Raw genomic sequence first — 26,885 nt, 5'->3', positions numbered from 1 at the left:
CGTAAAAATTTCGTATACCGAAATTTTTATTTGCTGAAAGCATTGACTGCTGCAAGCATGATAAAGGAAATGCCGATCATGACTGCCGTCCAAAGCCAAGCCATCTCCATATTGCCCGAGTCAATGGCAAAATAAATGGCCGTCGGAATCGTTTGTGTTTTGCCGGGAATATTGCCGGCAAACATCAGTGTTGCCCCAAACTCCCCAAGTGCTCTGGCAAAGCTGAGTATGGCTCCGGCTGCCAGGGCTTTGGCCGACAGCGGCAGTGCTATATAGAGAAAAACCTTCACCTCTGAAGCTCCATCAACTCTTGAAGCATCCTCTATTTCCTTCTCGATCGTTTCAAAGCCTGTCTTTGCAGACTGGTACATCAGAGGAAAGGCGACAACACTGGACGCGGTTACGGCTGCCAGCCATGTAAATATAACCGGCTGCCCAATAAAGATTTCTATCGCTCTCCCAAAGAATGACTGCTTTCCAAACACGATGATCAGCAGGAATCCGACCACTGATGGGGGGAGTACGAGAGGCAGGAGGAGGATGGTTTCTATAAGCGGCTTTCCTTTAAATTTTTTAAATGCAAGCAATCTTGCCAGAAGAATGCCTGCAGCAAAAACAATGGCCAATGAAATGGCAGCCACAGAAATCGACAGCCGGACGGGCGACCAGAAATCTTCCGTCATCCTACCCTTCTCCGGCTATATTCAACTAGTTTCATTATTTTAATGCCCCCTGTATTTTCTGCTAGATTCATTATAGCCGAAAAATGAAGGCGATAAAGGGATTTTGCTTTCTGTCTCTTAAGATTTAGAGGTATTCTTTTTATAGTTTTTAGCCGAATTTGCCAAAATAAAAAAGGACAGGCAATTGCCTTGTCCTTCTATCCATTATTTATGGAAGCTTTTTAATCTTATCTTCAATGCTGATGCGCTCTTTGATAGCCGGGATTTCTTCAGGGTAGCCAAAAGCGATGATGCCGACTACTTCGCTCCCTTCCTCAACTCCGAGCACTTCCCTCGCAGCCTTTGAAGCACCAAGAGAACACCAGAAAGTCCCAACTCCCTCATCCCATGCCTGCAGCATGAAATTCTGGATAAAGCATGCAACGGCAGCTGTATTTTCAACTGTCTCCAGATCAGTTTTTCCATGCTTGACTGTGACGGCCATCACTTCCGGCGCTCCGCCAAAATCTGTTTTATGCTTCAGCTTTCCGCGTGTCTCCGGGCCGGCAAAAATAATATCCCAAGGCTCAGTCATTTTATGGTTGGGAGCAAGGCTGGCCGCTTGAAGCCACTTCATGAACAGCGCCTCATCCACTGGATCTGCTTTAAACTTTTTAATTGTTCTTCTAGTGGTAACCAATTGTTCAATATTCATTACAGCAAGCACCTCATCAATAATGATAATCATTTTCGTCAAGTTTATTATAGCAAATAATTCCTCTGATTAGAACCATAAAGCAAAAGCCCCGTACTTTTAGCAGCAGGGCTTTTGCTTTCGGAGGTATATACTTTATAGGTATGCAGCGACTTGGACAGTTATTCTAAAATTCTGCGGACCTTTGTGGCCTAGCTAGATGTTGTTATTTTTCACACTTCTGCTGTCATCCTGCTCACCATCCCACACTACACCTGCCGGCATCGCCAGAAAAACCCCGTCAGCAGACTGCTGTCCAAATCCCTGATTTTTCTTTCCATTCACGGCTTTGTTCACCGTAATATTCTGGCCAAATACCATGCCATTACCATGATCAGAACTTCTTATTGATGTCTTGCCTATGGTTACACGCGCAGGATAGAACATGCTTTTCCCCCTTTTCTTCTCAACGCCCGTTTATCATAAATTATGCTGAGCTGAATATACTTAGAAGCAAACAAAGGGGGAGATATAATTGCCGGCTCCTGCGCCATTTATCAATATCAACATCTGCGCAATCAAGATCAATTCTTTCGAGAACGCTTCCGCTGTCAATATCGGCCAGAACCTTCTTGCCGAGTGGCATAATTCGGATAAAAAGAATCAGGGCTACGGACAGAATTTTGGGGATGCAAGCGGATTTATCGGTACAAAGGGAATCGTTGATGACCGTGATCAGCTTGACTCCAATTCGACCTTCGATTCTGCGAGAATTCCAAATCTGTAGGGAGTGATGCCAGTGATATTTGCCCCCATGGTGGTAAATCTTCTCGCCTTAAAGGTCAATGTGCTTGACCATGCTTCTATTGTGAATATGGGGCCGAACCAATTTATCGACCAGTTCATCTCGTATAAGAGAAACCAGGGATTTGGCGAACAAAATGGAGACGTCTCACCTGTGAATATCCCTATATCCTGGATTGCCGATCCTGACCTGAATGATTCCAACTCAGTGAAAAACAGTGTGATATAGAAAAAGCCCGCTGGAGCGGGCTTTTTCTTATGATTCTTTCTCCTGATGGCTGTCCAGGCTTCCAATATAGGCCAGCTCATCTGCCGAATAAGCATCTGCACCGCCATCCAGGATTTTTCGGACGTCAGACAGGTTTTCCTGAAGAGACACCGATTGCCCTTTTTGGCCTGTAAATGCTTCTGCTGTATAAAAAGGCTGGGTCAGATAGGCTTCCAGCAATGCCCCGCGCTGATACCCCAGTGTTTCAGAAGATGGAAGCCTCTTTATTCCCCCGGCTTGGACAAGCGCCTTTAACTCCTTATATCGGCGAAGGAGCTTTTGCGCCTTCTGCTGGATGGTCAGATGGGCCTGATCCAGATATGCCCCCTCAAGGACAGATGAGGCAGAATAAATAGGATTCACGGCAGGATATAAATGCCTGGCAGCAAGGTCGGCATCAAACTGCCATAAGGTTTCCAGCGGCCCGTAAGGAAATTCTTCATCTACTGCCTCCCCTTTTAAATCGAGGAGGAAGGTCGTTACTGATCCCGGACCGCCAGCATCCAGCCTGCCCTGCAAATCATGTATGGTTCCGTTTACCACATGTGCTCTGTCAGCAGCAAACAGAACATCTTGATTTTTTGAATGGTCAGTGAGAAGTTGGTATGCGTCCTCAATGGTTGCGGCAGAAAAATCGGTGTTGATCAGAATATCCTGGAGTTCTGGATACTCCCCTTCCGGAATGAGCAGGATTGTCTTGTAGCCTTCCTTCTTCAGCCGGAAAAATATCTCTGTCAGGAGGACAAGCTGCCCCATTCCCGGCCTTGCGACAAGACCGGCTGTCCCTCCTTTAGCCAGTGGTGCAAACAGATCGAGCGCCTTGATCTTCGTTTCAATCATCTCTGCCTTCTCCCCTCTAATGATCAAATCATCCAGGCTGCATTCTGCCAGTTCAGCAAGCGCAGCAATTGTCCTGACCTCTGCCCTTCCTACAGGGATCTTGCCGGTGCATAAATTGGAGACTGTAGCCGGACGAAGTCCGACTGACTTGGCGGCTGCAGTTAAATTCGGGACTTTTCTCCGAAGCAAGGCAACATTCAGGCTTAAATTTTCCAAATATTCCACCTCCTTCTTAAGAGTAATATAAATTACTTTATAAAGCAACACAAACTTACTTTTAAAGGTAATTATAATTACTACGAAAACAAAATAAGAAGGCTCTCGCCTCCTCAACTCAGATAAAGAATCATATGGTCTTCGTCATAATAGTTTTCACCAATTTTCAATGCCCTTTTTTCAACACCATATACAGTAAATCCAAATGACGCATACAGCCTTTTGGCAGGCTCATTCCCACTTTCAACTGAGAGGGTGACCTGTTCTATATTATGGTCACCAGAGGCTTCAGAAAGAGCAGCTTCAATCAGCTTCCTTGCAGCTCCCCTGCCCCTATATTCAGGCTTTACGTACACGGCTGCAATTATGGCCCGATGCTTAAGCTTTAATTTAGTCTCCTTGATCAAAGCTGCCGTTCCGCCCAAAGCTCCTTTCTCAAATATGCCAAACTCTGCAGAGAGACCTGAGGCAAAACGCTTGGCGTAGAAATCGGCAGGGTTTCCGCATTCTTCTTCATAACTGGAAGCAAATGCTTCCGGTTTATTTTGCAGTGCTTCAAGCCGCAGCTTTTTGTATTCTCCTGCGTCTTCTGCCAGCAGCTTCCTGATTATCATATTTACTCCTCCTCTTTAACTGATTCAATTATGGCACAGGAAGAAGAATACCAATAGCTATTAAAAAAATGTGTCTGATTTTCTTTGAAACAGCTAAACTTCCAATCATTTTGGCATGAATAGCATATCTGAAAATAAGATAAATAATAAACAATGATCCCTGGAAACTTATAAAGCAGGTGATAGGATGGACCTCGAAAAAATGAAGCAATGGATGGAGCTTGCCCAGAAGGTGCAGGGCGGGGATTTTTGGAACCAGGTATTTGAACAGGGGCCAGGAGGCCAATTCGGGGAATCTGCGGCTTTCAACAGCTTTGCCGGCGAGCCGGGGGAAGCCGGCTACCGGAAGTCAGCCGAATTTCCGCTAGTGGATATATACGAAACAGAAACACAAATCATCCTGCTGGCAGGTCTGCCAGGCATCCAAAGGGAGGATGTCCAGCTGTTCCTCCAGGGTGACAGGCTGATCATCAGGGGAACTATTTACGTACCATACAGCGGTATAAAGAATATTCAAAAAGAAAGATTCCATGGGAATTTTGAAAGAGCTGTAAAACTTCCTGCCATTCCCAATGATAATAAACTTTCAGCAAAATTTATCAACGGCCTCCTGGAGATCAGCTACGGGAAGATCTCCCAGCCAGAGGAACAGATACCGATTGAATGAAAAACAAGGACTTAATGGTGTGGTGAGATATGGCGTTTAAACATTTACTTGGCAAGGATCACGGTGACCGTCTGGCCGGGCTTGAATCTAGGATTGAATCTCTTGAAGAAGAGTCTAAAAAAATCAGGACATGCGATGTCCATATCAGGCGTTTCCTAACCATCGAGAAAGAATTGGGCAGCCTGGTCGCCCTGAAAAAGAAATTCACAGCCCGGACACCTGCCGCTGGCATAAAACAAACCCCCGGTCCTGCTCTAGAAAATAATCAGGTTGAAAAAATGATTGATGCAGCACTCGGCCGCTGTCTCCAACAGATAGGAAACCTGGAGCAGCGTCTCCGGAATACTGAAAATGCCCTTTCCCGCCTGGAGAAAGAGAATTCAGAACTGAGGCGGGAAATCTCTGCTTTATACGCTGTCACAAAAGAAAATCCCCATGTGGACATACCTTCTGCCCAGACTGACCCCAATAGCTCTCCGCCTGTCATTTTTCAGGAATTCCATATTGACAGGTTCATAGTCGATAAATACGAATTGACCAATAATATCAATCAGCTGGGAGTAAAGGAACTCAGCGGCCAGATGAATATCGGCGCAACCTACGGAGGCGGCATCAGTCCACAGGACTTTTCCGGCAGCGAAGAAGAAAGCTCTGACTCATTAAAGGAAAAAGAAGGCGGTGAAGAACATTCTCCAGAGTGAGTGTTCTGTTCACCGTCTTTTGCTATCTGGTCTAACAGGCTCTGAAAAACCTTCTCTTTTCACGATTTCAGCATGCTCTTTTGCCAAATTTAATAGCGGGAAGCTGCCGGCCTGGATTGCACCCATCAGTTCACTAGCCTGATTCCTTGCAAGATTATACATTTCTCTAGTTATTATGCCGGTATTATGGGCATCCTCCAGTTCTTCTTCATCCAGCAGATATACATTTCCTGCTGGCAGTACAACGATATCCAGGAACAGATCATCCATCCAGGGAATATTTTCTTCGAGTCCAATCTCATGACAGATATCGATATACCATTGGAGAATTTCTCCGTTCTCATCCATCATGGTCGTTACCGTATAAAATTTTCCCTCCGGAAAATGCTGAAGCCAGCTGTAGCCATCGGCAGCAATGCATATCTCTTTTTCTTCGTATTTGACTGTCAGTTTTTCCGTAACTTTGATCAACTCAATGAGAGCTAAGTGGCCCGTGAATTCTTTAGCATCGAGCCAGCATTGTGAATAAGCTCTGTCGGTTACACGCTTCCATGCGCCTCTCCTTCCGTCTACCCGTTTAAGCATAAAAATTTCCTCCTTGTAAATACAGCAAAAACTAAGTCTATTTTTATATAAATATATTCACTTTTTTTATTCTTTTGACCAGCAATCCATTCCCCTTTTCAGCATAAAGCTAGTATCCTTATGGAGGCACATACGTCCCTCTACCCAGGTTATTCCGTTTCAGTTCGTTGTACCTGATGACCGGTCTGATTATTTAGAAATGCAAAATAAGGATGAAAGAGTCCTATTGCAGATGCTGTGATGATCAATATCCCAATAAGGAGGAACATGGGCCTGACTCCCCAAAGGCTTCCCAAAAGGGTTCCTGCAAGCACTCCCAAGGGCATCGCCCCCCTGATGATGAACAGCTTGGCCGAGAAAACTTTTCCTCTCAAATAGTCTGGTACCGTCTGCTGATAGATGACTGTACTTTGTATATTGAAAAATGCCATAAAAATTCCGGCAGCTGCTTCAATCACTACCGCGGCTGCAAGACTGGCGTTAAACGCCAGCAGGATATAAGTCGATCCTCCTGCCATTAGCGCGCCAAGCATAGAAGTGCGGCGATTGCTTATTCGCACCTTCCCGACAAGAAGCGTGCCGGCAAGATAGCCCACCGGAAAGCCCGCCATAAAGAGGCCGTAGCTGCCGTAGCTCTCTGAAAGTTCGTCAGTTATGTACGGAAGATTAAGAACCATGGCGGCTCCTACCCCAAACTGGACGAAAGCAAGGAAAATCCCAAGCCACAGCAGCAGAGGGTTCCTAATATAATAGAAGATTCCCTCCTTGAATTCTTCAAGCCATGTTTTTCTGATGGTCCTTTCTTCTTCTGGTTCTGCAATAAATAAAAGAAAGCTGCCGCTTATCAGCAGAAAAATTGTCACGAGCAGCAGACTCACCTCTGTCCCTGCTCTCTCAATAACAACCCCGCCTGTCATCGGGATGATCATGGACAGCAGTCTGACTGTACCGTCGAGTACAGCGTTGGCAGACTGCAGACTATCTCCTTTTATCAGCGAAGGAAGTAAGGCCTGGCTTGCCGGGACATAAAATGGAGACACCAGCCCTACAGCGATCTGGGCACCGTAAATATGCCAAACTTCAAGCTGGCTGGTACTGATCATCACAAAAGGAAGAAGAAAAAAAAGACTTCTTGTCCATTGTGAGACTACCATGATCCACTTGCGGCTCCATTTGTCGATAAATGGCCCTGAAATAAGCTGAAGGATGAGGGAGGGCAGATAATACAGCAGCCACATGCTGCCAAGAGCCAGCTTTGATCCTGTCAATTCATATACCATGATCGAATTACAGAAGGTTCCGAGTGCTCCCCCTGCTTCTGAAGCGGCTGCACCTGCCCATAAATAACGGAACGGCTTCAGTTTCCAGATCATTCACATCCACCCTTCAGATACCTCTCGAGCTCTCTTCCCAAAGAAAGGACCGCTTCTTTTTTCAGCCTGTATTTATGATTGTGCACTTCTGCAAGCTTGGCTGCCCTGAGAATCTTAAGATGATGGTGTACAGTCGATTTCCCGATATTCAGCTCCTCGGTAATATCCTGCAATGGCAGGTCCTCCTTGAAAAGGAGCTTGACAATTCGTAGCCTGAATTCATCACCGAGCGCCTTTTGCTTTTGAACCAGGAAATAATCCGGACTGTCCGGCACATCAGCCGGCAGGCTGCTGTTTGAAACCGGATAATAAAATACCTTTGTGCCTTCCAGATCTGCTTCAATGGTCCAAGGACGGTAAACATATTGCGGAATCAGCCTGACAGTAAAAACACCAGGCTCAGGAAGGTAGGCAATTCCCCCTGTTGCCTGTTCAGCAAGGTCTTCAGGGGACGTCCTGGCAGCCAGCAGTTTTTTGTCATGAACATCTTTTTCCAGTATTGCTGAAAGCCTGTGTTTATCCGGTTCAATGGCTGCCAGGTACCAGCCTTCCATACTGGCAATAAAATGCTTCTTCAGTTTCCCTGGCGATTCCTTAAAGATATAGGCGGTATATGCCGGGAAAAATTTATGCCCTTCCACATGACGGATTAATTCTTCAAGGGATTCAGCATGCCCGGAGGCTGCACGCTTCCTCGCTTCTTCTTTTTCCTGGCCCAGAAAAGGCAGACAGATCTGCTTCAGCTCTTTTCCATCCATTTTCTCTACAGCTGAAATAAATTCCTGCAGGGTGCGGGCTTCCACATGATGCAGAAGCTGAAGCAGCGACTTCCATGTATTATTCTTTTCAATATGATCCAGCTGATCCTTAAGGCCGCGAGAGGCCCCCGACCTGATTCCTGAAAGTTTTGCTGAATGCTCAAGCGTGTCAATCAGCGCCCCGTTGGTCACTGCTGCTATGCCAAGGGCGCACTCCCATAAAAGGGAATGGCTGAACTCCAGCTTGTAGCTCTCTCTCTTTCTTCCGGATAGATTAATATGTTCCATAGACATCTCCCTTACAAAGATACGGCGTATTATTAAATATTTTAAATTATCCGAAACTTTTATTCAATATATTTAGAACCGATAGTTTCAAAAATATCGAATAGTTAAAAATCAAGGCACCAGCGTATGCCGATGCCTTGAATCATATCTTTTAATAAGAAGGCTATGATACTTTATCCTACTTATAAATTTTGCCTGTTCCATCTACATAGATGGATTTAACCATACTCCTTTCAAATGCTTTACCCTGGCCGGTTTTGCCGGTAATTTGGATGGTGAGGCTGTATATGCCTTCCTCTTTGAAATCTGAAGCATCAGGAAGCCCCGCTTTTAGGCCGCGGAAGGTTGAATAGCCGTCTCCCTTGCCTTTGGTATGAATCCATTCTGTTTTGTACTTCCTGCCTGCCTGCGCACTTTTCCAGCTGTTCAGCTCTTTGCTAATCCCTGGAATGCTACTATCTCTCTCGAGGCTGACCGTATACAGAAATCCGGTGCGTCCCGTTTTGCTGCTCACAGTCCATCTGCCTGGTACAGGATTTTTTATAGTAAATTCAGTAACATATGCCCCTGAAAAAAATCCTGAAGCATCTTTATAAGTTCTGCCGGCTGTATAACTGTTGCCCTGCTCATCCACTATCACCAGGTCAGGAAGGCGTTTGCTGCTCAACACAGACACTGAGGCTGCCTTTACTTCATTTTCAATAAGAAAGGAATCTTCAAGCATCTCATCTCCCATTCCACCGTGGATGATCATGCTGTCAGCCTGGGAAAAATCCGTATCAGTTAACAAGGGGGAATAATGATCTTTTTGGAAAGAAGTAGCAGTTAAAAAGGGATTCAGCTCTGGAAATATGACAGACCCTTGCTTTATGCTTGAATGATTCCAGGAATGCTCAGCTATGACAGGGGAGCCTGAAAGCCTCGAACTGATTAGGGGGACGACGCCATCATTCCTGCCATACTGGCTCAAATACAAGCCTCCCCAATATGTTGCCGATCCAAAGCTCCCCCAGCCGGTCCCACCGATTGTGTAAAAGGGAATCCGCTGTGCGTTCGAATGGGAGTCTGTCAAACTGCGGTAATAGCTCATATATCCTGTCTGAAGTGAGGCAGTTGCATCATTGCGGGTGCCGAGGAGTTCGGAAAGCCAGCCGGCAGCACTGCTATTGGCAAGGTCTGCGAGCTGTGTGCCGCTGTGGGGAGTAGATAGGGTGATTACTCGGGAGACATAAGGATATGCTTCATTATGGACGAGGGCTGTCTGACTATCCACACCGCCCTTGCTGTAGGCGACGACTGCCAGTTTTTTCTGCCCGAAATGATAATAGATTTCTTCAAGCATGCTTGCCAGCATCATTCCGTTTTCCCACATATCCCGATCCGGATAAAGATCGGCATATGCGGTCTGATATCCATATTCCCTTGCTATTTCAGGCATATCATTTTCCTCCAGCCAGACATTCGCAGAATTGCTGTAGCCGTGGATAAACACGAGCGGCGGAAGAGCTGGATCTACTATATTGGGACTTTCTCCGGGATACCATCGCCCCGGGCTCCCCCCGCTTCCTCCGCCCCCTCCGGCAGATGATACCAGCGGAGCAGTAAAGAAAAAGAGCAACAGCATTACTGGAAGCGATTTCATAAAACCCCTCCTCCTTTCAAATTTTTCAGCTCCAGTGTAAGTTTTCCAGGCAAACAAAAAAAGAGGAGAAAGTTGGATTCTCCTCAATCAAACTGCAAATATTCTAATATATTGCCGAACGGATCTCTGAAACTTATATATTTCCCCGGCGGACAAGCTGCCGGCTCTTCCATCAGTAAATCAGCACCTTTGGATTTCAGGCGATTGACTTCATTTTCAATGTTTTCCGTTTGAAGCACTAGCACCGGCCCTGTCGCTGCCTTTCTATCTATATAATCAGCACCTTCATTTTCTTCCAGGATAATTGGCAGTTCCCCGTGTGCAAGCGACACTATTTTCGGGCCATACTGTTTGTTTACTTCGAAATCGAGTACTTCTGTATAAAACCGGAGTGCTTTTGTTAAGTCTGGTACATAAATCCCTATTGCACATAATTGAGCCATTACTGTTACCCCTTCCTTATTGGCAGCAAAGTAATCCTTTGCCGGATTCAATACTCTGCTTCAGGCTCGCCAGCATTTGGTCCCAGGCCGCTATATGCCATTGTTTTGCCTGATCCCACTGCCCGCTCTCTCCCCAGCCATCATGCTGCAGCGAGATTTGTACACCTTCCGGAATATCCTCCAGAATTACGGTTACTTTAGTCAGATTATGATCACTATTCATTAGACCGGCAAAAGCATCAGGCCCTTTCCATTCAAACATAAGCTTCTCTTCTTCTAAGATACTGAGGATTTTGCATCCTTTCGTATTCATGCTGCTCTTATCTGAGGGATTGAAATATAATTCGAACCGCCCTCCTGCTGCCGGTTCGATCACTGCTTCCGGGGCAAACCACTCGGTTATTCTATCTGATTCGGTCCACGCTCTCCAAACTAAGCTTTTGTCAGCCTGAATGATGATATCAGTTTTAATAGGCACGGCATTCTCCTCCTTTTTCCTGATTATACTGCCTTACTTTTCCTAAAAATTCTTCTAGTTTGCTTTGTTGGTTATTTTTTCAAACAGCAAGAGAGGAAGATTGATTAAGATTGGCGGATCATGGGGCAGCGGCTCCCTCAGCTGAACGGTGGCCTTGCAGTCCGTGTTTTTCTTGATTTCCACCGTTCCTTCCCATTTCCCCCTAAGGAATGTTTCCGGCTGAAAATACCTGAGGGGATTCATGCTCCACTCCAGCCCTGCTGCCAGCAGATAATAAGTTCCTTCCGGGATGTCTGTGAAAATGCATTGAGGGCTGTTATGGCTGAAAGCAGTCCCTTTGACAGGCCTCTGATCGGGAATCGGCTCAGGAAACAGTCCTGCAAAAATAATTCCCCTGAATCCCGGGGGAACCTGGATAAGACAGCTTACTTTTGCCCGGCTTCCCGGTGCCTCTGATTCCATTCTCTCAGGGAGCAGCGTTTTCGTCTCATCCATCATTTTCTGCAGCATTTCCATACTGGCTTCGTATCGTTTAGGGCTGATTCCCACATGATTTTTAAAGCGGGTTTGAAACGTACCCGGGCTAAGATACCCTGAAGCAATCATTGCCTTAGTCAGTGAAGATTTCCTTGCCAGTTCTTCCTTCCCCATCTCGATTCTCAACGCACTAAGGAAATGCCTCGGAGAGATTCCTGTCGCCTTTTTAAAGATCCTCGTGAAATGAAAAAGGCTGTAGCCTGTTAATTCGGCAAGCTCTTTTGTGGTGATCTCTTCCTCAAGATGCTGCTTCATATAATCAATCGCCTTATCTGCAGCCTTCATCTGTTCTGGGTTCATATTTTCACCTTTTTCTTTTGGCTCTAGTTTCTATTTGCTCTCTGTCCTGCAAAACCCTTTTTATCAGAGAAAAAAGTAATGAGATTTTTTATCAAAATCACAATGTGTGCTTTCCAGCTCCCAATAAAAAAGATTCTGCCATTTTCCCGGCAGAATCTGATCGTTTATCTATTCAACTGTACCAGCCTGTTTTGTTATCTCGATCTGCTTGACTTTATTGTCTTCTATTTCCTTTACTGTAAAGCGCAGATGATGGTAGTCATAAGTTTCTCCTTCTTCAGGAAAATAGCCTAATTCCTTCAGCAGGAAACCGGACAAAACATCCTCTTCTTCCGGTATCTTCGTTTTGAAGGCCTCGTTAAGGCGATGGAGGGACAGCTTTCCGCTGCAGACAATATGAGAGTCGGTAAGTTCCTCTATCAGCACTTCTTCATCATCGGTTTCGTCATTGATTTCCTGTCCGATCATTGCCTCAATGATGTCTTCATGCGTAATGATCCCGCGTGTACCTCCGTATTCATCAAGGACGATAGCAATATGCTTGCGCTCTTTCATCATAAGCTTAAAGACCCTTTCTATTGAATGGAATTCGTATATGAATAAAGGGTCATTATCTGTATATTCATCCAGTGCATTTGAAAGGTCGAGGGACCAGGACAGGAGCTGTTTGCTGTGAAAAACCCCGACAATATTGTCCATATTCTCTTTGTACACAGGATACCGTGTATAATGGCTGTGCAATACGATATCCCTCGCCTCTTCATATGAAGAGTCAGCAGGAATGCCGATGATCTCAGTCCGCGGTGTTTTCAGGGCATCTCGCACATCAAGTTCAAAGAAATCAATGACTCCTTTGATCCTCGTTGTTTCTTCATTATTAAATGTCCCTTCTGTTGTAGCAATATCCACCATTGTGATCAGTTCTTCCTTGGAAAAGCTGACTTCTGCTTCGCTGTCCTTCGAAAGCAGACGGATGACTCCCCTTGTAAATCTTGACAGCAAAAATGTTAATGGCTTCAGAATCATCATCAGAAAACGGATAACCGGGAACACGATGAAAGCAATTTTATCTGCAAAAGTTGCAGCAATGGATTTAGGAAGCACTTCTGCGAAAATGATCAGGACGACTGTCAATATACCGGTCGCAATCCCTACATTAATTCCATAATTGATTGCCACGATGGTGACCAATGTAGGAAGCATGATATTTGCTATATTATTGCCAATGAGGATAGCGGTGATCAGTTCATCCGGCTTTGCTACAGTATCAAGAAGCTTTTGGGCTTTATGATCAGCATTTTCAGCTCTTGTCTTCAGCTTCATTTTATTAACGGCAGTCAGCGCCGTTTCACTCCCCGACAAGAAAAAGGACATAAACAAAAAGAAAATTATTGCAATAAACACAGTTTGCCTCCAAGAGTTTTTTCTTCCATCATACCCAATATTAGAAGAATATACAAAGCATAAACCTATTCAACATTATTCTCCCTTTTCACCGTATAAAAATTCTTTTTCCGTGAAAGCTATAATTGCTGTCATCCTTAATGCATAAGGAGTGTTTGAAATGTCTGTCTTTGTCTACCAAACCTTTGAACTTAAGCAGGACAAGTTTGAAGAAGCTATTGAAAATATAAAAGCAATCCAGCAGCACAGAAATGAAATGTACGATCACAAAGTAGAAATCCTGACTCCTGTCACAGGGCCGGACCATACATATGCATTTCTGTGCACCTATGAAGGCCTGGCAGAAATGGAGCTTCAGAATAAAAGGCTTTTTGACGATGAAGACTATGTTAAGCTGATAGGCGATTTTTTCATCCAAAACATTGTACAGGGAAGCATTAGAACACAGATATTCCGTTCATTAGCTAATAAAGCATAAAAGGAGCTTTGCCCGTTCAAGGTGTGCCTGCAAAAGATTTTCATCCGGCAACAGAGCACATGTGACAGGTGCTTCCCCGCCGCTGCTGCAGAGCAAATTTAAGAAATGGCCCGCTGGATCCGCGGGCCATTTCTTATATTTTAAATCGGCTGACAAGCTGATTGAGCTGCTTTGCCAAGTCTGCCAGACTGTTGGCATTTAGTTCAACATCGGTCATCACTGAATTGGATTGGATGATGGTTGCAGCTGTTTCTTCTACACCTGCTGCAGCTTCTTCGGACACCGATGCTATCGTTTCAACCGACTGGCTGATGGCAGATGTATTCGTATTAGCCTCCTCAAGGGTGCTGCTCATTTTGGAAATTGTCTCTCCCAGAGAAAGGATGGATCCTTTCAGGGTGCTGAAAGTCTCTTCAGTATCCTTCAGGCTTCCGGTGCCCCGCTGAACCTGTAAGTAGCTGTTCTTCAAAGCAACGGCAATTTGCTTTGATTCTCTCTGAATGCTGGCTACGATATCTGTAATATGAACCAGTGATGAGGTTACCTGCTGGGCAAGTACTTTCACTTCCCTGGCAACGACGGCAAACCCTTTTCCGCTGTCTCCTGCTCTCGCCGCCTCAATTGCAGCGTTCAGCGCCAGCAGATTCGTCTGGTCTGCAATACCCTGGATCACTTCAACAAGGGAAGCAATCTCCCCTGACTGCTTTTCAAGATCGCCAACTTTGGAAACAGAGGCCTCGACGGTGTCATGAATCTGTGTCATATCCTTTCCCGCCTGCTCCATTCTCTCCATGCCAATGGAAGCTTCCTTTAATACATTCCCGGCAGTATCCGACATAGATATTCCAAAATTATGTGCAGCCTTGATGCTCTGTGAGAATCTGGCCATTGTTTCAGAAAGATCAGATGCGGCCAGTGCCTGCTGGTCAGTCCCGGAAGCCAGTTCCTCCATTGTTGCCGATATTTGCCGGCCTCCTGCGGCTACCTCGTTGGCAGACTTTGTCAGGATACTGCTTTGGGTCTGTACCGAACCTGCAGCTTCCTGAATGGAGCCTACCATCTGGAGGAGATTTTCTTTCATATTGTCCATGGCACTCGCCAGGATACCGATTTCATCTTTACCCTTCCAAGCGAGCGGGGTTCCTGAAAGATTACCTGATGACACCCGCCTGGCACTATCCACTACTGCCCTGAGATTTTTCTTGACTGTCCTGTTAATTAGAATGATGAATGCAAAACCAGAAGCAGAAGAAACAAGGATAGAAGCAATTAAAATGATGATGCTTGCCTGAAGCCTTTCTTCAGTACTGGCAATTGACTGGTTTTTCCCGGCCTCCACACTTTCTCTTAATTCATTCAAGCGTGCGATAACAGTATCCCTCTTGGTGCGGATATCATTCAGGACGGTCAAAACCTTGGCATTGCTTTCGATATTTGGTATAAGCTGTTTTTTAAACTGTTCATTAAGCCTCTCATCGCTTTCAATGAACTTAGCATAGAGCTCCTGCTCCTCCTTCGTTCTCATGCTTTCTTTCAATGCCTCATGCAGCTGAAGGAATTCGCCCGACTGCTTATCATAGTTTTCAACGATTCTCTGTGAGCGTACCTGAACATAATCCAGCACCATGATCGTCTTTGAGCGGTAAATGGAGCCCATCTCTGTCAGCTGAACAGCGCGCATGCTGTTCTCATCAATGGAAGCAACATCACTCTTAATCAAAGAAAACTGATTGAAAACGACTGCTGCTGATAAAATGAAAAAGCAAATAGTAACAGCGAAGACAGCTATGTATTTCTTTCCCAAATTCCAATTTCTTAAAATAGTAATCATTATAGCCCCCTGAATCATCCTTTTTTACTATTATCGGCAGAGAATAAAAGATATTCAATAGAATAAACAGAAAATATTCATTTTTCAAAAATAATAATAGGTAAATAGAACTATCATATGGAGAGCAGGGGGTAACAAGGTAGTTTACCAGTTTACCAGTTAGAAGCTGCCATTAAACCAACTCTGCCCACTAATGCATCTATATACTATGCAAAAAAAGCCGCCTGAAAGTTTATACGTGATTTATGGCCTCTGAGAGCAGCTGCTGGCCGGTAACCAAAATCTCAAAAAAAATCTTAACTGAACATAGCGCAAGCACCTTGCACCTTAAGGAACGCAGACTAAGAACACACATCCTGCGGAAACGTCTTGAGACCCACATCCTGGGGACCTTAAGACGAACCTCCCAGAAAGGCGTTCTTTGCCTTATTGGGAGGTTAGACTTGTGATCTCGGCGCAGCTGCTGAAAGTTGATCAAAAATCGAAAATAATCCACAAGACATACAATTTATAATATCCTGAACAACAAAAAAGGAGAGGGCTTGAATGCCCTCTCCTTTTTTCAAGAATATTTTATTAACGGACCCTTACTACACGCCCGTTGAATTTCTGTGCCCAATAGCCGCTTGACATATTGGCAATTGCTACGCCTGTCGAGCTTTGTGATCCGATGAATTTACCGCCGCCAATATATATTCCAACATGTCCATCTGTTTTATAAGTGTTGAAGAATACAAGGTCTCCTGGCTGCATTTCGCTTGTGGAAACGCGGGTGCCTGAGTTTTTAAGAGAATCAGTGCTTGAACCGACACTAATGCCAGCCTGTGCGAAAGCCCAGTGTACGAAGCCTGAGCAGTCAAAACGGCCGTTGGCAACATCAGATGCAGTTCTTCCTCCACCGAAAACATAGACAGAGTTTCCGATATATTTATAACCTGCGGTGATGGCAGTATTGATATTGCCGTTTGCCTTCGGAGCAGGCGCGAACGACTGAGTACTGCTGCTTCCGCCATTATTGCTTGTTCCACTATTGCTGCTTGATCCGCTATTAGAAGATGCTGCTGTATTAGAGCTGTAGCTCCTTTGCACTGCTTTTGCAGCTTCGGCAGCCTGGCGCTTTCTTTCCTGCGCAATCGCGTTGTCAATTGAAGTCAGTTCCGATGCCAGTGAAGCATCTTTTTGAAGCAAGTCCGCTTTCAGGGCAGTAGCCTGCCTTTCCTTTTGCTGGACCTCAGCCTTCAGTACATCAATCTGGGCCTTCTGTTCAAGAATCTGAGCCTGCATGCCTTCAAGTTCTGTCTTCATTTCATTGAGGCCTGCCAGTTTTTGCTCAACAGAAGCCTTCTTTTCTTCGAGCTCCTTCTTATCCGCTTCATGCTCTTCCATCAAACCTCTGTCAGCCTCGACGATCTTAGCTACCGCTCCTACGCGGTCAATGAAATCACTGAAGCTTGTGGAACCCATCAGCACTTCAAGATAGCCTACTGAAGCACCGCTTTCCTGGAATGACTTGGCCCTTTCCTTCAGGACTTCGTTCCTCTTCTCAATGCGTTCCTGAATGACAGCTACTTCTTTCTTCAGTTCTTCAATCTCAGCATTTGTAGCAGCAATTTGTTCTTTTGTTGTCGCAATCTTGCTGTTATTATCCTTGATTGCCTGATTGACGCGTGCAATTTGTGCATTCAATTTTTCCAATTCATTCTGAGCTTTTGCAATCTCTTGAGCTGCCTTTGAAATATTGGCCTGGATTCCAGAACGCTGTTCCTGGATTTGAGCTTTTTTGCTGTGTAATGTATCCGCATTAACTGCCGGGATGGAAAATGCACTTCCCAGGCCAAGCATAATTGTCGTGTTCAGCACTACTAATTTCTTTTTCATCGCTCTCTTCCCCCTGCTTCCCTTTGCCAAGCTATAAGACTCTCTCTTTATCTAATTGCAAAAGCCAACGGCAAACTATATGTATTTTAAATTTTAAATTCGATTGTTCTGTGACAAAATTCTATTAAATTAACCAATTTAAACCTTTTTTTCACAATTAGAAGTATAACACCCAAATCTTTCAAACAGGTAATAATTATATTACAGTTATATTTCAATCATGACATTAAACCACTTTTCTCCTAGTTTTTATGCTTTATATACCTTTATTTTACAGAAAAACAGCGAAAATCTATCTAAACGTGCCATTTAGACATTTTTTTCTCCATACATTCATCCGGGTAAAATAGCATATAGTAAGCAGGAAGTTTTCTTTTGTATAATATTGGTTACAGTAACTCATTATTCCAATTTGCGACAACCACACTAAGGCTGGTGAAACTATGGCGAATAGAAAAAGAAGGAAAAAAGGCAAGCAGGCGGCCGGAAAACAAAAAGACTCGATTTTGAAGGAAATTCTATCAGAGGGACTCAGCCAATTATTAAACCCGTTATTATGGTTAGGAAGGCTGATTTCACGTTTGTGGGATTGAACGGAGATATAAAGTGAATATGATATTTTTTAGTCCTATATATACATGTTAACATCAGCATGGGCGTGCAGATTGTGCTCGTATAGGGGAGTCAGAACAATGTTGCCCCTTTCTCCAGTAAGCCATCTGCCCCTTTGCCCGCTTGAGGAACTCAGATCGGTGCATCCACTCTCTTGAGTACCTCACTTGTCCTGTATGGGGCACTCTGATCGGCATATCTGCTTTCTTGAGTACCTCATATGTGCTGTATGAGGTACTCCGGTCGGTGCATCCACTCTCTTGAGTACCTCATTTGTCCTGCATGGGGAATTCTGATCGGCGCATCAAACTTTTGAGTACCTCATTCCGCTTCAAGCACTCAGACCAGCGTTAACCTTCCTGGCTGCCTCTTCTCCTCCAAAGGTTTCTCCTATTCATTCGGTTTTCAAATAAAACCTGCCCAAAAGAAAAAAGACCCTTCCAGGTCTTTCTCATTGCTTATGGAATTGGCTGTTATCACCTTGGCGTGCCAAAGGCCGTCAAAAAGAGCAAGCTGCTTTCCCGCACTCCCTTATCCTCTCTCATGTAGCAGCAATCCCACTTGCAAGGTTTTTCTGCAGCATCTCCCGGAATTCTGACTTTTCAACTGATATGGTCCAATCTTGCCCTGCCCCTATCGAAAATATTTCGGCAAAAGAACCTTGGTTCACAGCCAGCCCGAGATTCCCAAGTGAGTTTATATAGGCAACAGGTTCTCCCCCAGGTACATCTGCAAAAGATTTACCAAAAGTGACCAGCCCTCTAAAGGCAAGTGATTGGCCTGCCCTAATTTCCGCTATCAGTCTGTCTCCGTGTGCCACTCCCATCTCTATCAGCAGAGTTCTCCCAATATTCGTCCACAGATTCCCGAAGCGGACATCCATGATTTCAATACACCCTGCAGATTTGCCGTTATTGAGTGAAGCGCATGGAGCCTGCAAAACACAAATAACGCCGGGATCTACATGTTCCCCCAGTTCTTCAAAGCTGACTGCGCCGCTGGCCAGCCTGGCTCCTGTATACGCGTAAATATCCCTGCCGTGGAATGTGTGAGATTCCAGGGATCCTGGAAGCCTGTTCATCGTCTCATTAATGAACCTTGCTTCAGCAATCCCTGCATTCATGCTGACATGTGTCAATGTGCCGTTATCCGGCGTGATGACCACCTGTCCTGTTGCTGTTTTGACTGCGAGGCTCCTCCTCTCAGAACCGACACCAGGATCGACCACAGAAACAAAGACTGTCCCCTCAGGCCAATATGGAAGAGTCTGATTAAGCCTGCAGGATGCCTCCCATACGGAAAAAGCAGGGATGTTATGCGTCAAGTTGAAAATTGGAATGGCAGGGCTGACGGAAAAAGCAACACCGTGCATCGCACTGACCGCCCCATCTGCTAATCCGAAATCCGATTGAAATACTAAAGCTTTTCCCATCACTTTCACCCTTTCAAAATTTGTGTATAAAAAGAGTTATGCCGGGAAAGACTCAAAGATTCTCATTTTTTTCTCTGCATGAATATGTTTGGCTCACTCACTTATTTTGAAGCCAGCCGGCGGGTTATAAAGATATGTCAGTGTTCTGCCTGTTGCCTTTTCAATCCGGTATTTATAGCTCTCAGCCCTGGCCATCCTATTTTTGAAAAGTTTTTCCGAAATATCAAGATGTACTGTTTTTCCGTTTATAAGCAGGACAGCACATTTATTCACCCCAATGGCTGCCACATCTTCTATCCCGTGAAGCGAAAACCATACGGTGTCTTCATGAAAGGGAGCTTTGTGAGGAAACCAAAACATATCCTGCAGGCCGCAGAGCCGTACCGGCGGCATGCTGACTTTGCCTAAAACTTTCTTAGTGCCCTTCATAGCGCCCTTTAAATTGCTTCCCAGCTGCTGAAGGGAATCATTCATCACCTCATGCGGGGGGCCTTTAACCAAAGCAGATTCATCTTCCAGACCTACAATTTCAGCATGCCGCTCCCCAAACAGATTACTGAATGGCATGATGCAAAGCGTTTCTCTCCTTATAAGGAATTTTTCTATATATAGCTGATCCAAAGTTTCCCCTCCCCTGGTTTAATCCATAATAAAAAAGCTTGTGCAAATTCTTCTATAATATTGGATTTTTTCATAATAATGTCAGTGGTGAATTCACATAAGAAACACCTCCAGAATGGAATAGGTTTATGGAATATATGTGTAAGTGTTTGTTTATGTGATGGGTTCGAAGAAGAGAAAAATGCGGAGTTTTATCAGAAGAAAATGGCTTCCAGTTTAGCTGCCAGAAGCCTTTCAATCTATCTATCAGGATAATTATACAATTAATAGAATATTTTGTAAATTAATTTCCTTTTACTGTTTCTGTATAAGCCTCTTCCCCGCCGGCATGACTCGATGGAGAAGCCATATTAAGGAGAACAACGCCAAGAATAATAAGGATGATTCCTGCAGCGCTGAGCATGTTCAGCTTTTCTTTCCAAATCAATATGCCGATTACTGCAGTTGCAGCAGTGCCGATTCCGGACCAGATAGCATATGCGATGCTCAATGGGATTGTTTTTAACGAAAGAGATAAAGCAAAAAAAGCCACTCCAAAACCGAAGAGCACTCCTAGGGCCGGCCATATTTTCGTAAAACCTTCAGAGGCCTTCAGCATAGAAGTTCCGAATAATTCTGCTGCAATGGCAATGAACAGAAATAAATACGCCTGCAAACAAATCACCTTCTATCTATTATTCTTTCAAGAAAAAAGCCCTCCTCGAGGGAGAGACTTTATTCAGCAATTATATAATTTCCCATATTTATCTTCAAGGTATTGAATAAGATACTCTGCATTCAGCTCTTCACCTGTCACCTTTTGGATTAAAACATCCGGGGTGAAGGTTTTTCCATACTGATGAATATTGTCTTTCAGCCATTGCATGATAGTGCTGAAATCGCCTTCTGCTATCTTTTCCCCGAAATCCGTGATTTGTTTTTTTATTGTTTCCAGGATTTGCGCTGCATACAGATTGCCCAAAGCATACGAAGGAAAATAGCCAAATCCGCCGAATGACCAGTGTACATCCTGAAGCACTCCTGCTGAATCTGTTTCAGGTCTAATTCCCAGGTAATCCTCCATTTTTTTGTTCCATGCTTCCGGAAGATCTTTTGCAGAAAGCGTCCCTTCGAACAAGCTTTTTTCAATCTCATAGCGGAGCATGATATGGAGATTATAGGTCAGTTCATCAGCTTCCACCCTGATAAATGAAGGATTGACCGCATTTATAGCCTGGTAAAACTGATCTTCGGTTACATCTGCAAGCTGTTCGGAAAAGGTTTTCTGGAATTCAGGATAAAAGCGGCTCCAGAACTGTCTGCTTCTGCCAACCATATTTTCAAGGAATCTCGATTGTGATTCATGAATGCCGAAAGATGCCCCTTCCCTGAGGCAAGTGCCTTCAAGAGCAGGATCGATCTGCTGTTCATAAATTCCGTGACCCGCTTCATGGATCGTGCCGAAAAGGGCGGTCAATACATTATATTCAGCATATCTGGTTGTAATCCTGACATCTCTCGTATTGATTGGCTGAGCAAAAGGATGGACAGTTTCATCCAGCCGGCCTGCATCCAGATCAAAGCCGATCTCAGGAAGAATTGCCCTGTTGAAATCCTTCTGTTTGCCAACAGGGAAAGACTGTCTGACAATTTCAACCGGCAGCACTGCACCAGAGTTTTGTATTTTCTTCAGCAGTTCTACACTGCTTTTGCGCAGAGATGAAAAAAGAGGATCCAGCTTTTTTACTGTCAGCCCTGGTTCGAAATCTTCCAGGAGTGCGTCATAAGGATGGTCATATTCGCTATAAAGCTTAATGAATTGTTTTTTGTAATCTATGATTTTTTCGAGGTAAGGAAGGTAATGCAGAAAATCATTCTTTTCCCGGGCTTCTTCCCAGGCATTGTTGGCCTCTGCAGTCAGAATACTATATTCATTGTACAAGTCAGCAGGGATGCTTTTTGATTTGTCATAAAACATTTTTCTTTCCCTGATCCTTGCCTGCATTCTTTCATCCAGATGAACAGCTTTTTCTTCATCATCCAGAATGGCAAGCACCTCTCCGAGTTCCCCGCTCACCTGGAGCTTGAAGATTTCCGTTTCAAGCGTCCCGATTGACTTGGAGAAAAATCCTCTTCCTTTTTTCGGAGCCATCACCTTCTGATCCCAGCCCAAAAGGCTTGAAATGCTTGTTAAATGAGTTATTTTCTCATCGATTTTTTCAAATTTCTTCAGGGCAGCTTCATATGAAAGCACAGCGGCAGTTTGCATTAGGTTTCCCCCCAGATATAAGTTTTTCTCAAAATAGAATATTCGGTCTATTTTATTATAAAAAGAATGGCTTTCTTTTTCAAGAAGCTTTAATGGTATTCTGCATATATTCCAGGCTCTCGCGTGATACAAAGCTCAGGCAGCCTATCAATAAAAAAACCATGTCATCGCGGATAGGCACCAAAGCCTTACTAAAGTAATTCCATTCCATTTTTCCCAGTCCATATAGGTTTTAACGTTTTTAGCTATTCAAAGCATTTCTTTTCTTATTATTTTCCAAAGATGTTAGAATGATATTATTCGAAATTTCTGTCATCTCTTGAGAAAGAAGGTAACTTATTTGTCCACAAAAACAATGATACTAACACAAGATCTGCGTGAAGACCTGCTAAAAAATGTTAAAAACGTTATGCCGGGCTGGAATATTATCTCAGGGAAAGATCCCGAAATCTGGAAAAGCCATCTGATGGATGCTGAAATTATTGCAGGGTGGAAAAAAGATACAGTCCAAGCGGCGGACAGCAATAACCTCCGCTGGATTCAAACCTGGAGTGCAGGCGTCAATAATCTTCCGCTTGAAGAGCTGGAAAAAAACAATGTCTTCCTGACAAGCGCGAACGGTGTCCATGCTTATCCGATTTCTGAGACTATTTTTGGCCTGATGCTCGCACTCACCCGGAAAATACATACCTATGTGAGAAACCAGGAAGAGAAGAAGTGGCATCACAGCCATATGAACCAGGAAATCCACAAAAAGACCATCGGTATCATCGGTGCGGGTGCAATTGGCTGCGAAACAGCCAAAATTGCTAAAGCCTTTGGCATGAAAGTGATTGGAGTGAGGCACTCCGGAAAAGAAGAGCAGCATTTTGACGAAATGCACACTGCCGAAAAGCTGGATGATATTCTGCCTCACTGTGATTATATTGTCATCACACTCCCTCTAACAGATGAAACACACTCTCTGTTTTCCGCATCACAGTTTAAAAGAATGAAGAACACCGCATTCTTAATCAATATTGGCAGAGGTGAAATCCTGGTCGAACAGGATCTGATCAGTGCCCTTAAAGAGGGCGAGATTGCCGGAGCAGGTCTGGATGTTTTTGAAAAAGAACCTCTCCAGGAGAGCAGCCCTCTCTGGGAAATGGAAAATGTAATTATCACACCACACACTTCCGGCTCAACCGAATATTACGATGAAAGGGTCATCAACGATATTCTGGTTCCCAACCTGAAGGAATATCTAGAAGGTAAGAAGCCTGCCCGCAATCTTGTTGATTACAGGAAAGGCTACTGACATATTCCAGTACCCTTCTGACCGCAGATGACGAACGTATTCTATAAACCAGGAGATATGCATAGTTTGTAAAGGGGAGAATAAAAAGGGGGAATGAAAATGAGCGTGATCCATGATCAGTTCGATGCCATTTCTATCCGGAATGTCCATCGGCAGCTTAAAGAAATACAAATGATCGCTACCACAAACAGATGCATAGACTGGGAGCTCGCTTCGGCCCTGGACCATGTTACAAGGGCGGCCGGAATGCTCTGCAATGTTATAGAAGAACATCTGGATGGGACCCGGAGTGATGTCGATGCCCTCTATTATATAGAGGAAAAGCTGTCTGCCGCCCTTTCCATGGCAAAGAAAATCGATAACCGCAGAGAGCCTGTATAAGAACAGCGCAATAAAGCTGCACAACAAAAATCCAGGGGAGAGAAACATATAATTCTCTCCCCTGGATTTTTGTGGTTTAATGCAGTGTACGGCTTAGTCTAATCCGGTCGTTCGAAGGGTATAAATTATCCGAACAGATAGTACTAAAAAATGAAAATCCCAAAGCGGTAAATTCAATGAATGATGAGCAAGTTAAACCAGAGAAGGGCAATGACTCATATATTGAAAATGGAACTCTTACTGCTGTATTGCCAAAAATGTCATGGAATATGTTCAGGCTTAAGAAGCTGGAAGTTTGATATCAGAACGTTAGGTAATAAAGTTCCAAGGCAGCATGTTCACTCTCTTTTGAGGTCCTTTCCAAAGATATATGAATCAAATCAACATCAACCAGCAATTGAGTATCCAGACTGCGATTCACAGCAAAGATAACCAGTTCTTCACTTTCTTCATTATAGACCACTGACTGGTCTAAGAATGGCACATCAGTAAAATCTTTACTGTCATACTTGGGTGAATCAACAATCGAATGAAGTGCTGTACCACGTCCATATACAGAAGTATAGTAGAATGGATAGAAAATGGATTGCTTCCAAATACCGCCTCCTGTTTCTGTCATAATTGGTGCAATGACATTTACCAGCTGGGCCATACAAGCGATCTTTACCCGATCTGAATGCTTTAGCAGGGTATTCAGCATGCTGCCTACAAGTAAAGCATCCTCAAATGTGTAAATATCCTCCAATAACGGAGGCGACAAAGACCAAGGTTCAATGGCCTTGTCCTGATCATTGGAATGAAACCAAACATTCCATTCGTCAAAACTTAAGTTCATTGTTTTTTTACTGCGTTTCTTTGCCTTCATATAATCACATGCTGCAGTAACAGTTTTAATGAAACTATCCATGTCCAGTGTACTTGCCAAATAGTTTGCCGAGTCATTATCTCTATTCCCATAATATTGATGAAGAGATATATAATCAGCAGCTTCATATGTATGTTCGAGTGTTTCTGCTTCCCATTCAGGAAATGTTGGCATGCCTGAGCCGGAGCTTCCGCAGCTGACCAGTTCAATCGAAGGATCGACCAATTTCATCGCCTTGGCAGTTTCAGCAGCTAGCCTTCCATATTCATATGCCGTTTTCATGCCAATTTGCCAGGGTCCATCCATTTCATTTCCTAAACACCAGACCTTTATATTGTGAGGGTCAGTATAGCCATGTTCTTTTCTTAGATCACTCCAATAAGTACCGCCGGGATGATTACAGTATTCTACTAAATTTCGTGCAGCATCAATGCCCCTGGTACCTAAGTTAACAGCCATCATGACTTCTGCATTGACTTTCTTCGCCCAGGCTGCAAATTCGTTAGTCCCAACTTCGTTTGTCTCCAGTGAATTCCAGGCTAAATCCAGGCGTTTTGGCCTCAATTCTTTTGGTCCGATTCCATCTTCCCAGTTGTAAGCTGAAACCATATTCCCCCCGGGATAGCGGATAATCGGCACCCTCAGCTTTTTTACCAGTTCTATAACATCTTGTCGGAATCCATCCTCATCAGCACTGGAATGCGAAAGTTCGTATATTCCCCCATATACGGCACGGCCCAGCTGCTCTATGAAAGAACCATATATCCTAGGGTCAATATCGGATATTCTAAACGACTTGTCTATCAGCATTTTTGCTTTATGTGCATTCAAAGTCATTATTCTCACCTTTCTATCTAAAATTTGTTAATCTGCAAACTTTTTATATGCATTGAATTGAAGTAAACTTATCTATATTGTTTAGTGGATATACAAAGTATTGGCTATTCAGCATTTGAACACCTTTATTTTTCTTGAAATTTGGCATCATTTTTTAGTCTAGAGAGGTCCTTATAAAAGCAAAAAACCAGCTCCTGAAAGGAACTGGTTTCTAAATGCTTATGTAAGCCACTTTTGCCGTAATAAATATAAGAAAGTTTTAAACCACCACTCCTCAAAGTGGGTGTTTGCAGAAACCTTCCTGCATGTCCTCCTTGTCACATGTGACAGAGGCTTGTCATTCCAGCTTCGATATAAAACTCCCTATTACAGCTTAAAGGTTAAAACTTTATTATGGTTACGGGCAAAGCAGCTTGTATTTATATATTACCTCATTTGCGCTCCCAGCTCAACTGTTTTGTCTGGAAATGGAGGAGCCTTCTGGCTGGAAAGTGCTTTTCGGCTAGGCCACTTTCTTATAAAAATAGTCGTTATGTGCTGCTATCACAATCAGGAGCATAATCACAAATGCAACGGCTGCTGGAACGTCTCCTGCTAATAAATAGATGGAAACAGGCATTGCCGCCATTGCGATAAGCCCTGGAACCGTAAAGCGCCGTGTGACGCTCCATCCGGCAAGCAGTACAATAAAGGCAGCCAGCAGGCTCGCGGGGGCTAAATAAAGAGCCGATGCCAGATATACGACAACCCCCTTGCCTCCCCTGAATCCAAGGGGGGCCGGCCAGATATGCCCGCATAGTACAGCGAAAGCACAGACCAACAGTGCGGAATGCCCCAGAAAAGCATCAGCTGCAGCTAAAGCAGCCACTGTCTTCCCTGCATCAATCAAAATCGTATAAAAGAAACCTCTTTTTCCAAGTTCACGGCCAGCATTCCTTGCACCTGCGTTCCCGCTGCCCATCTGCCTGATATCTTTTCCCTGCCACTTTCTGGCCAGAAGATAAGCCCCGTTGATGCAGCCGGCTAAATAGCAAAAAATGAAAGCTGCTGCTGTATACATAGACCTTCCCCCCGTATAATTCTCTGGCTGCCGGCAAAAATAGACTGAAACAGTCAGTCCTGACTTGGAAG

Annotated in this window: 29 protein-coding genes and 1 other RNA gene; 8 read left to right on the top strand and 22 right to left on the bottom strand. The window is 44.3% G+C overall.

The annotated features are described in order from the left end of the window. Positions 1 to 26: 26 nt before the first annotated feature. The 3 genes from modB to ABU165_RS13250 all read right to left on the bottom strand — a co-directional run bounded on the left by modB (position 27) and on the right by ABU165_RS13250 (position 1,803). Positions 27 to 683, bottom strand: coding sequence for a molybdate ABC transporter permease subunit (gene modB, locus ABU165_RS13260; protein WP_224950730.1), 657 nt, complete (start codon positions 681 to 683; stop codon positions 27 to 29). 208 nt (positions 684 to 891) lie between these two features. Then, positions 892 to 1,377, bottom strand: a complete 486-nt coding sequence (locus ABU165_RS13255; RefSeq protein ID WP_311225739.1) for a nitroreductase family protein — start codon at positions 1,375 to 1,377, stop codon at positions 892 to 894. A 195-nt stretch (positions 1,378 to 1,572) separates the two neighbouring features. After that, positions 1,573 to 1,803, bottom strand: a complete 231-nt coding sequence (locus ABU165_RS13250; RefSeq protein ID WP_318060366.1) for a hypothetical protein — start codon at positions 1,801 to 1,803, stop codon at positions 1,573 to 1,575. An 88-nt stretch (positions 1,804 to 1,891) separates the two neighbouring features. Between ABU165_RS13250 and ABU165_RS13245 the strand changes: the two genes are divergently transcribed. Next, on the top strand, positions 1,892 to 2,143 hold the full coding sequence (locus ABU165_RS13245; RefSeq protein ID WP_009793199.1) for a hypothetical protein: 252 nt from the start codon (positions 1,892 to 1,894) through the stop codon (positions 2,141 to 2,143). Positions 2,144 to 2,155: 12 nt separating this feature from the next. Further along, positions 2,156 to 2,389 carry a hypothetical protein gene (locus ABU165_RS13240; protein WP_022544026.1) on the top strand — a complete coding sequence of 78 codons (234 nt, stop codon included), beginning with the start codon at positions 2,156 to 2,158 and terminating at the stop codon, positions 2,387 to 2,389. A gap of 27 nt (positions 2,390 to 2,416) precedes the next feature. Here ABU165_RS13240 and ABU165_RS13235 read toward each other — a convergent pair whose 3' ends face one another. Further along, the gene (locus tag ABU165_RS13235; RefSeq protein WP_318060367.1) at positions 2,417 to 3,484 is read right to left on the bottom strand and encodes a hypothetical protein; all 1,068 of its coding nucleotides are present in this window, start codon (positions 3,482 to 3,484) and stop codon (positions 2,417 to 2,419) included. 113 nt (positions 3,485 to 3,597) lie between these two features. Next, positions 3,598 to 4,098: a GNAT family N-acetyltransferase gene (locus tag ABU165_RS13230; protein ID WP_148949260.1), complete on the bottom strand. Its 501-nt coding sequence runs from the start codon at positions 4,096 to 4,098 to the stop codon at positions 3,598 to 3,600. A gap of 187 nt (positions 4,099 to 4,285) precedes the next feature. Between ABU165_RS13230 and ABU165_RS13225 the strand changes: the two genes are divergently transcribed. Continuing rightward, positions 4,286 to 4,765 carry an Hsp20/alpha crystallin family protein gene (locus ABU165_RS13225; protein ID WP_009793195.1) on the top strand — a complete coding sequence of 160 codons (480 nt, stop codon included), beginning with the start codon at positions 4,286 to 4,288 and terminating at the stop codon, positions 4,763 to 4,765. A gap of 29 nt (positions 4,766 to 4,794) precedes the next feature. After that, positions 4,795 to 5,466: a hypothetical protein gene (locus ABU165_RS13220; protein ID WP_318060368.1), complete on the top strand. Its 672-nt coding sequence runs from the start codon at positions 4,795 to 4,797 to the stop codon at positions 5,464 to 5,466. A gap of 9 nt (positions 5,467 to 5,475) precedes the next feature. Here ABU165_RS13220 and ABU165_RS13215 read toward each other — a convergent pair whose 3' ends face one another. The 8 genes from ABU165_RS13215 to ABU165_RS13180 form a co-directional block, all read right to left on the bottom strand. Further along, entirely contained in the window at positions 5,476 to 6,051 is a 576-nt protein-coding gene (locus ABU165_RS13215; protein WP_148949259.1) for a ribonuclease FAU-1 family protein, read from the bottom strand. Positions 6,052 to 6,200: 149 nt separating this feature from the next. Continuing rightward, positions 6,201 to 7,424 (bottom strand): MFS transporter, encoded by a 1,224-nt coding sequence (locus ABU165_RS13210; RefSeq protein ID WP_318060369.1) that lies wholly within the window; start codon positions 7,422 to 7,424, stop codon positions 6,201 to 6,203. Continuing rightward, positions 7,421 to 8,470 (bottom strand): ArsR/SmtB family transcription factor, encoded by a 1,050-nt coding sequence (locus tag ABU165_RS13205; RefSeq protein WP_318060370.1) that lies wholly within the window; start codon positions 8,468 to 8,470, stop codon positions 7,421 to 7,423. Before ABU165_RS13205 ends, ABU165_RS13210 begins: the two co-directional genes overlap by 4 nt. A gap of 178 nt (positions 8,471 to 8,648) precedes the next feature. Next, a complete protein-coding gene (locus tag ABU165_RS13200) occupies positions 8,649 to 10,112 on the bottom strand; it encodes an esterase/lipase family protein (RefSeq protein ID WP_318060371.1) in 1,464 nt (487 codons plus the stop codon). A gap of 83 nt (positions 10,113 to 10,195) precedes the next feature. Then, the gene (locus ABU165_RS13195) at positions 10,196 to 10,555 is read right to left on the bottom strand and encodes a VOC family protein (RefSeq protein WP_318060372.1); all 360 of its coding nucleotides are present in this window, start codon (positions 10,553 to 10,555) and stop codon (positions 10,196 to 10,198) included. Between the two features lie 16 nt (positions 10,556 to 10,571). Then, positions 10,572 to 11,033, bottom strand: a complete 462-nt coding sequence (locus ABU165_RS13190) for an SRPBCC family protein (RefSeq protein WP_009793188.1) — start codon at positions 11,031 to 11,033, stop codon at positions 10,572 to 10,574. Between the two features lie 54 nt (positions 11,034 to 11,087). Further along, the gene (locus tag ABU165_RS13185) at positions 11,088 to 11,870 is read right to left on the bottom strand and encodes a helix-turn-helix domain-containing protein (RefSeq protein ID WP_094768911.1); all 783 of its coding nucleotides are present in this window, start codon (positions 11,868 to 11,870) and stop codon (positions 11,088 to 11,090) included. 168 nt (positions 11,871 to 12,038) lie between these two features. Continuing rightward, complete coding sequence (locus tag ABU165_RS13180; protein WP_101548313.1) at positions 12,039 to 13,274, bottom strand: hemolysin family protein; 1,236 nt, start codon at positions 13,272 to 13,274, stop codon at positions 12,039 to 12,041. Between the two features lie 160 nt (positions 13,275 to 13,434). On the opposite strand from ABU165_RS13180, the gene ABU165_RS13175 reads away from it, so the two are divergent. Then, positions 13,435 to 13,752: a hypothetical protein gene (locus tag ABU165_RS13175; protein ID WP_009793185.1), complete on the top strand. Its 318-nt coding sequence runs from the start codon at positions 13,435 to 13,437 to the stop codon at positions 13,750 to 13,752. Positions 13,753 to 13,885: 133 nt separating this feature from the next. On the opposite strand, the gene ABU165_RS13170 is transcribed toward ABU165_RS13175, so the two are convergent. The 6 genes from ABU165_RS13170 to ABU165_RS13145 form a co-directional block, all read right to left on the bottom strand. Beyond that, on the bottom strand, positions 13,886 to 15,583 hold the full coding sequence (locus ABU165_RS13170; RefSeq protein WP_318060373.1) for a methyl-accepting chemotaxis protein: 1,698 nt from the start codon (positions 15,581 to 15,583) through the stop codon (positions 13,886 to 13,888). Between the two features lie 576 nt (positions 15,584 to 16,159). Then, the gene (locus ABU165_RS13165) at positions 16,160 to 17,461 is read right to left on the bottom strand and encodes a coiled-coil domain-containing protein (RefSeq protein WP_318060374.1); all 1,302 of its coding nucleotides are present in this window, start codon (positions 17,459 to 17,461) and stop codon (positions 16,160 to 16,162) included. Between the two features lie 1,153 nt (positions 17,462 to 18,614). Next, positions 18,615 to 19,508, bottom strand: coding sequence for an SAM hydrolase/SAM-dependent halogenase family protein (locus ABU165_RS13160; protein ID WP_396349977.1), 894 nt, complete (start codon positions 19,506 to 19,508; stop codon positions 18,615 to 18,617). A gap of 90 nt (positions 19,509 to 19,598) precedes the next feature. Further along, the gene (locus ABU165_RS13155; protein WP_318060376.1) at positions 19,599 to 20,126 is read right to left on the bottom strand and encodes a competence protein ComK; all 528 of its coding nucleotides are present in this window, start codon (positions 20,124 to 20,126) and stop codon (positions 19,599 to 19,601) included. 283 nt (positions 20,127 to 20,409) lie between these two features. Beyond that, positions 20,410 to 20,781, bottom strand: a complete 372-nt coding sequence (locus tag ABU165_RS13150; RefSeq protein ID WP_318060377.1) for a DMT family transporter — start codon at positions 20,779 to 20,781, stop codon at positions 20,410 to 20,412. A 63-nt stretch (positions 20,782 to 20,844) separates the two neighbouring features. Then, positions 20,845 to 22,374, bottom strand: coding sequence for a carboxypeptidase M32 (locus tag ABU165_RS13145; protein ID WP_318060378.1), 1,530 nt, complete (start codon positions 22,372 to 22,374; stop codon positions 20,845 to 20,847). 340 nt (positions 22,375 to 22,714) lie between these two features. Here ABU165_RS13145 and ABU165_RS13140 point away from each other — a divergent pair, with 340 nt between their 5' ends. The 3 genes from ABU165_RS13140 to ABU165_RS25205 all read left to right on the top strand — a co-directional run bounded on the left by ABU165_RS13140 (position 22,715) and on the right by ABU165_RS25205 (position 24,351). After that, positions 22,715 to 23,671, top strand: a complete 957-nt coding sequence (locus ABU165_RS13140; protein ID WP_094768916.1) for a D-2-hydroxyacid dehydrogenase — start codon at positions 22,715 to 22,717, stop codon at positions 23,669 to 23,671. A gap of 99 nt (positions 23,672 to 23,770) precedes the next feature. Next, the gene (locus ABU165_RS13135; protein ID WP_022544034.1) at positions 23,771 to 24,052 is read left to right on the top strand and encodes a hypothetical protein; all 282 of its coding nucleotides are present in this window, start codon (positions 23,771 to 23,773) and stop codon (positions 24,050 to 24,052) included. A 101-nt stretch (positions 24,053 to 24,153) separates the two neighbouring features. After that, positions 24,154 to 24,351, top strand: coding sequence for an alpha-L-arabinofuranosidase C-terminal domain-containing protein (locus ABU165_RS25205; RefSeq protein ID WP_396349982.1), 198 nt, complete (start codon positions 24,154 to 24,156; stop codon positions 24,349 to 24,351). A gap of 2 nt (positions 24,352 to 24,353) precedes the next feature. On the opposite strand, the gene arfA is transcribed toward ABU165_RS25205, so the two are convergent. The 3 genes from arfA to ABU165_RS13115 all read right to left on the bottom strand — a co-directional run bounded on the left by arfA (position 24,354) and on the right by ABU165_RS13115 (position 26,814). Then, positions 24,354 to 25,754 carry an arabinosylfuranosidase ArfA gene (gene arfA, locus ABU165_RS13125; RefSeq protein ID WP_318060380.1) on the bottom strand — a complete coding sequence of 467 codons (1,401 nt, stop codon included), beginning with the start codon at positions 25,752 to 25,754 and terminating at the stop codon, positions 24,354 to 24,356. Between the two features lie 221 nt (positions 25,755 to 25,975). Then, a non-coding RNA gene (ssrS, locus tag ABU165_RS13120) (6S RNA) lies at positions 25,976 to 26,172 on the bottom strand. Positions 26,173 to 26,256: 84 nt separating this feature from the next. After that, entirely contained in the window at positions 26,257 to 26,814 is a 558-nt protein-coding gene (locus ABU165_RS13115) for a glycerol-3-phosphate acyltransferase (protein WP_253617288.1), read from the bottom strand. Positions 26,815 to 26,885: the final 71 nt, after the last annotated feature.

It is taken from the genome of Cytobacillus sp. T106, assembly GCF_040492155.1.
Classification (GTDB): Bacteria; Bacillota; Bacilli; order Bacillales; family Cytobacillaceae; genus Bacillus_AB; species Bacillus_AB infantis.
The sequence above is the reverse complement of the archived record's forward strand: the minus strand, read 5'-3'. Positions and strand labels throughout refer to the sequence as shown.